This is a genomic window from Pseudomonas sp. AGC41, assembly GCF_057334555.1.
The window spans coordinates 65546-71558 of record NZ_JBHFJB010000064.1; the positions used below are offsets into that span (position 1 = coordinate 65546).

General features: G+C 57.0%; 8 protein-coding genes. 2 read left to right on the top strand and 6 right to left on the bottom strand.

Annotated features, from left to right (window positions below; translation table 11 throughout):
• Positions 1–792 precede the first annotated feature (792 nt).
• From ACE04F_RS12160 to ACE04F_RS12170, 3 genes are all read right to left on the bottom strand, one after another.
• Positions 793–1065 carry a hypothetical protein gene (locus ACE04F_RS12160; RefSeq protein ID WP_486106968.1) on the bottom strand — a complete coding sequence of 91 codons (273 nt, stop codon included), beginning with the start codon at positions 1063–1065 and terminating at the stop codon, positions 793–795.
• A gap of 241 nt (positions 1066–1306) precedes the next feature.
• The gene (locus ACE04F_RS12165; RefSeq protein WP_486106970.1) at positions 1307–2038 is read right to left on the bottom strand and encodes a DUF899 domain-containing protein; all 732 of its coding nucleotides are present in this window, start codon (positions 2036–2038) and stop codon (positions 1307–1309) included.
• A 19-nt stretch (positions 2039–2057) separates the two neighbouring features.
• Positions 2058–2195, bottom strand: a complete 138-nt coding sequence (locus ACE04F_RS12170; RefSeq protein WP_486106972.1) for a hypothetical protein — start codon at positions 2193–2195, stop codon at positions 2058–2060.
• A gap of 25 nt (positions 2196–2220) precedes the next feature.
• Here ACE04F_RS12170 and ACE04F_RS12175 point away from each other — a divergent pair, with 25 nt between their 5' ends.
• Positions 2221–2613, top strand: coding sequence for a transcriptional regulator (locus ACE04F_RS12175; protein ID WP_486106974.1), 393 nt, complete (start codon positions 2221–2223; stop codon positions 2611–2613).
• Between the two features lie 126 nt (positions 2614–2739).
• On the opposite strand, the gene ACE04F_RS12180 is transcribed toward ACE04F_RS12175, so the two are convergent.
• The 3 genes from ACE04F_RS12180 to ACE04F_RS12190 form a co-directional block, all read right to left on the bottom strand.
• The gene (locus ACE04F_RS12180) at positions 2740–3606 is read right to left on the bottom strand and encodes a DUF6279 family lipoprotein (RefSeq protein WP_486106976.1); all 867 of its coding nucleotides are present in this window, start codon (positions 3604–3606) and stop codon (positions 2740–2742) included.
• An 80-nt stretch (positions 3607–3686) separates the two neighbouring features.
• Positions 3687–4397, bottom strand: a complete 711-nt coding sequence (locus tag ACE04F_RS12185) for a TorF family putative porin (protein WP_486106977.1) — start codon at positions 4395–4397, stop codon at positions 3687–3689.
• 198 nt (positions 4398–4595) lie between these two features.
• Positions 4596–4784 (bottom strand): hypothetical protein, encoded by a 189-nt coding sequence (locus ACE04F_RS12190; RefSeq protein WP_018607615.1) that lies wholly within the window; start codon positions 4782–4784, stop codon positions 4596–4598.
• Between the two features lie 319 nt (positions 4785–5103).
• On the opposite strand from ACE04F_RS12190, the gene ACE04F_RS12195 reads away from it, so the two are divergent.
• Positions 5104–5940, top strand: coding sequence for a CvfB family protein (locus ACE04F_RS12195; RefSeq protein ID WP_486106979.1), 837 nt, complete (start codon positions 5104–5106; stop codon positions 5938–5940).
• Positions 5941–6013 lie beyond the last annotated feature (73 nt).

Genomic DNA, 6013 nt, shown 5'->3' on the forward strand with positions numbered 1-6013 from the left:
GGCGAAAACGATATTGTGCGGCTTCTGCGAGGCGTGGAGGCAAATATAATCACCGGGGGGGAGGTTTTTATTGCTGAGGGGGCCGAAGGTACGATAGTTGTTGTTTACGGTAGTACTGACAAGCCTTCCGCCTACGAGCTTGAATTTTTTATTCCGGAATGTAACGGCTTTGCTTTAGCTACAGTGGACGCAGATTCAGTATGTGGCGTTTGATTCCAAAGTGAAAAGAGTGAAAAGGGGGCTGTGTATACGAAAAAAAAGGGGGCGGATTGAATGGCGCTTACTTAACGAGTAAAAGGGATTCCTTTCTTGGGGAAGCGCTTGACGGATGGCCGAGGGATACGCCTGAATATGGATGGAGTATTTAAATGGTTCGTAGATTGATTGGCTCCCCTCGGTTCTGTTGAGGGTGGTCAAATATGGAGGCTGTAGCGATGTCGAGTTATCCTTTGCAGACGTCGCGTCTTTTAACGTTTCTAGTGTGATGTTGGCTGTGCAAGGTTACGCAAGTTGTTTGTCTGAGGTGTTTGGGGTGACAAATTTTTACGCTGGGTTAGAGCCTGCTGTAGATGTGGAGACTCGATATTTTACTAATGATCTGATGGGGCCTTTGTCTTGATGTCTAGTCCTGAAATAGGTTTACAGCCGTTTCAGGACCAGACCATACAAACCTTAAATGAGAGCACAGATGGAGCTGAGCAGAACCGGGGACAGACTAGGTTATCTGTGTCCCTGGTTTTCTTTAGCTTTCCGCGCATGTGAAAACGGCGACCCGAAGGTCGCCCGTTTTCGTTACTCAGCAGCTTGCGCCCGCAACCGTCTCCCAATCGCATCCAACACATCACACCCATCGCGCAGCGATATGGTTAGCAGTTTGCAAAAATCAGAAAGCACCACCGTATCGGAACTGATATCCGAACGGAACGCGATATTTTCCAGCAGCTGGGTCACGGTGCGGATGCGGTAGTCGGCGGTTTCGAAGAGGACGTCGAGTGGGGCTTCGGTGTCGATGAGCAGGGTGGCGGGCGTGCAGTCGACGCCAGTGATGGGCATGAATCTGGTCATAGCAAGAGCCTCGTAAGTTGATGAGCCTCTCTGTTGATGCGGGTCGCCAAACCCGGCCGCTATTGGGCGACGAGGGAATATAGGCCGACCTTCTCCGTCGCCACAAGACACCGTTTTCCGAGCTTCATGTAGGGCGTTTCGCTTGGCATCTTTCGGCTTAAAGCAGGCGACTGCTGCGCAGTCGAGCGGGAGCAAGCTCCCTCGCCACGGGGGCGGTGCTCGACTTCGGGTGGTTGGCGCTTCAGCCATGGCAGCAGTTGTGGGGCTTGGCTTCCTGGTATTTATCGTGATGGCGCACCCAGTCCATGATTTCGTCTTCGTTGCGGCCCTTGGGCGTGAGGTCGAGGTAGTTGTAGGTGCCGACCAGGATGTCGAGGCCGCGGGCGTAGGTGGAGTAGGTGTGGAAGATGTCGCCGGCTTCGTTGCGATAGAAGACGCTCAGGCCGGGGAGTTCGCTTTCGGCGCTGTCGGTTTTTTCGTAGTTGTAGGTGGCTGTTCCGGCAGCGACGTCTTCGGTTTTGAAGCTGGCGCCGAAGTCGTAGTTGAAGTCGCAGCCTGCCGAGGAGACCCAGTCGAAGGCCCAGCCCATGCGCCGTTTGAACGGTTGGAACTCGGCGTAGGGCGCGCGGGAGACGGCGACGACGGCGACGTCGTGGTGGGCCAGGTGTTGGTTGGCGCCGTCGATGTGGTCGGACAGGAACGAGCAGCCCTGGCAGCCCTCGGTCCAGCCTGGGCCGAACATGAAGTGGTAGATGATCAGTTGGCTGCGGCCGCCGAACAGGTCAGCCAGGCTCAGTTCGCCGTGGGGGCCTTGGAAGCGGTAGGGTTTGTCGACTTTTACCCAGGGCAGCGCGCGGCGTTCGGCGCTGAGTTTATCCCGTTCGCGGGTGAACGCTTTCTCGTGGGCGAGGTGTTCGCGGCGGGCGGCGAGCCAGGCTTCCCGCGAGACGACCGGATGGTGCTCGATGTTCATGGGGCTTCTCCTCAGAGACTCATTGATCGGCGATTGCAACGGCTAGTCGTTTGGCGGCCGGTGGATTCGACAAACCGTTGGTCGGCGTGGGAAAGACGCCGTCGGTAAACCCGGCTGAACGGCGCCGCACCGCCTCGGTCACAAACTGAGTAGGCATCTCACTCTCTAGAGGATGGACCAGGATGACGACTTATAACTGGGACTTGATCGAACGGTTGTTGCACGAAGTGCAAAACGGCGCCGGCCACAGTTTTACCCCTCGGCCCTATGCGGAGCAGCATGCAGCGCAAAAGGCAGCTCAGGGCGAGGAAATCGAGAACCTCGATCATCTGAAAGCAGTTGCCGGAGAATATGAAAAACTCCTGCTGGAGCGTGGTTATATCGAGCCGCGGCCGGAGGAAGAGGGCGGCAATGGCGAGAATTTTGTGCTGACGCCACGTGGCTCGCGGTTGTTGAGCCTGATCGACAGCAGCATTCCGGGCAATGATCATCCGCGCCAGGTGCTGGATGAGCAGGAAGATGCGCTGGATGAGTTTACTTTTGATGACCTGGCTTCGAAGGCGCAGATTGCCTGATGGATTTACTCATTCTCCTGTGGGAGCGAGCCTGCTTGCGAAAGCGGCCTGACAGTCAAAGACAGGTTGCCTGTCAGATTGCTTTCGCGAGCAGGCTCGCTCCCACAGGGGGATTTGTGGTGGGGCTTATGGGCGTGCTGCTTTCAGGCAATTCAAATCGCTGAAATCCTTCTTCACTCCGTCAATCTTCTTCAACAGCTGTTCACGCTGCGTCGGGGTGCTCTGTGCCATCAGGTCCACCAGCAGGCTGCGGGCCTGGGCTTCGGTTTTGTTGTAGGCCTCGCGATAAGCGGGCGTCCACAAGCTTTCGCGGTTGACCAGCAGTTGCTCAATGCGTTTCGGGAAGTCGGGGCTGTGGCGCTGGGCGACGGCTTCGCTGAATTGGTTTTGCCAGTGGGCGCGGTTGGCGATCCATTGCTGGTTCTGGTCACTAAGGGCGGTAGACCAAGCCATTACTCGTTGACGCTGGGCGTCGTTGAGCGGGCCGATCCAGTCATTCAGGCGTTTTTCCATGCGCTCGGCACGTTCCTTGATTTGTTGTTGCACGGTCGGCTTGAGGTAGTCCCGCTGGCGTTTGCGTTGATCCTTGATGAATGCCGCGTCCATGTCGGCCACTTGGTCATCGCTCAGGCCTTGTAACAATTCAGTGGCCGATGGGGTGATTTCACGAGCGGTTTCGGCGATAGCGGCCTTGGCTTCGAGGGTGCGTTGCTGCAGGGCTTCGTCGGTCACCTGGTCGGTCTGCACCATGGTTTTGAGGCGATCGAGCCAATCCAGGTAGCCCGGCAGTTGGGTGGTGCAATGCCAACTCAGGTGTTCCTTAAGACGGTCATTGAACCAGTCTTTCTGCTCGCCGTTGATCTCCAGGTAATCGTTGAGGGTCCAGGGGATGATCAGGTCGAGGTTGCGGTAGGCCAGGCCGACACGGCTGCAAGCGGTAAGTGTCAGCAGCAGGGCGATGAACATGGCGGTGCGTGTTAACCAGCGCGACATGGCGAGTCCTTGCGAAAGCGGAGGTGCTTTGTTTGAGCATGGCAGGCGCGCGGCAGTTCAGCCGATCGAATAAGTAACGCTTAGTAAAAAGGATGGGCCATCTTCAGGGTCAGCAAGCTGTCGCATTCGCTGTTGTGGCCGGAGTAGGCCGAGCAGCTGCTGCCGCTGAGGCTGGAGTCGCTGTAGATCAGGTCCAGGTCGATGCCTTTCCATGGGCGGGAGATTTTCAGCGACCAGTCGCTGAAGCTGCTGATGTAGCCGTTATCGACGGACACCGGCGAGTTGAGCTGGTGGGTGGTGTATTTGGCGCTGATGCCAATGCCGAACGGCACGTTGCCGCCCAGGTCGGCGAACAGGGTGCTGTTCTGTTTGTCCGGGTCGTTGCTCAAGGCGGCGCCGAAGCGGCTGCCGAGCAGGGTCAGGCCGCCGTAGAATTCCTGGCTGTCGAGGGTATCGACGGTGGGATAGCTGTAGTGGATCAAGCCGACTTCGTAGCCCAGGGTCTGGTCGAAAGGCTGTTTGAAACCCATGTAGGAGTCGATCTCGAGGTCGGCGGATACGCCGGCGCTGGGTGACCACTGGCCGAAATACCAACCGCTGTCATGACTCAGGTCCAGGCCGCCGTGGAACGAGCCGGTGCTCGACGGTGTGACCAGGCCTTGGGCCATGCTGCGGCTGGGTGTGGTGCCGAGTTTGAGATCGAAGTCGCCGAGCTCGCGCTGGAACACCTGCCCATAAGATGCGGGGCAAGCGAGCAGGCTGAACGTCAGCAAGACAACAGGAATGCGCATGCTTCACTCCATGAATAGCGAGGAGCAGGGAATCGTAACCAAGCTGAAACGCTTGAGCTAGAGAGGTGCAAGCATACCGGCGAATACTCGGCAGCGATGGCCGTTCGTCGATTTATGCGTGAAGGGGATCAAGCGAGGGAGGTTCCAGTCCAAGCGCTTCGAGATTCAAAGCGCTTTGGGACCAGGTGAAACGGGGGATTACTTCTTGCCCAGGCTGATCTGCTTGGACGGACCGAAGGTCTGGCCGCTGACACCTTTGGCAATCTGCTGGATTTCACCGCCGGACTTGAGGAACGCAGCGATCTGGTCGTTGATCGACTCGCTGGTTTCAACGGCTGGAGCTGGCTTTGCTTTGCTGTTGGATGCTTTTACGCGCATGACGGCCATTAACCTATGGATAATTAATTGGGCCAGGCATCGTACAGGAAATACTTGACAATTGCTTGGTAAATATCCCTCCGGCATATAACACAGCGAGGCCGGAAATATTACCGATTTATGCCCGTTTACCGCCCTAAGCCACTGTTTTAAATAACAACCTTTGATGTGGTTCGGGCTCGAAATGTAGCGATTCGCCCCCGCCGCGGTCTGACGAATGGCCGCTCCCTCGCTGAAAACCCAGGAAAATCAATGGCTGCACCGGCGACCACGAATCACGCGGCAAAACCGGGTAGAATGCCGCCCACGCAACGAGGGTATTTGGAAAATGGCTTTAGTCGGGCGCTACAACAGTTTGCAAGTGGTTAAACACACCAACTTCGGTTTATACCTGGACGGCGGTGCGGACGGCGAAATCCTGCTGCCCAACCGATATATCCCCAAGGATATTCCGAGTGAAGATGAAGACTGGCTCAATGTTTTCATTTATCTGGACAGCGACGACAAGCTGATCGCTACCACGGAAAAACCGAAAGTCCAGGTAGGCGAGTTCGCCAGCCTGAAAGTGGTCGAGGTCAACAGCATCGGCGTGTTCCTGGACTGGGGGCTGCCCAAGGATCTGCTGCTGCCGTACTCCGAAGAAAAACGCCAGATGACCGCCGGCGAATACTGCGTGGTGCACGTCTACCTCGACAAACACACCCGCCGCATCACCGCCACGGCGCGCCTGGACCGTTATCTGGACAAGACCCCGGCCAACTACACGCCTGGGCAGGAAGTCGATCTGCTGGTTGCCGAAGCCACTGACATGGGCTTCAAGGCAATCATCAACAACAAGCATTGGGGCTTGATCCACAAGAACGAAATCTTCAAGTTCATGCGCGCCGGCATGCAGGAGAAGGGGTTCATCAAGGAGATCCGTGCGGACGGCAAGATCAGTTTGAGCCTGCAGCCGGTGGGCCAGGAAGCGGCGACCAGCCTCAACGCGAAGATCCTCGCCAAGTTGCGCGACAACAACGGCACACTGCCGGTCAGCGACAAGAGCGACCCGGCGCTGATCAGCAGCCTGTTTGGCGTGAGCAAGGGCAACTTCAAGAAGGCCATTGGCGCGCTGTACAAGAATGGGCAGATTGTCATTCATGCAGATCGTATTGAGTTGACCTGATCGAACTACCGGGCTAGTGGGCTTGCGGGCTTGTGATCTCGTGGCGAGGGAGCTTGCTCCCGCTGGCCCGCGG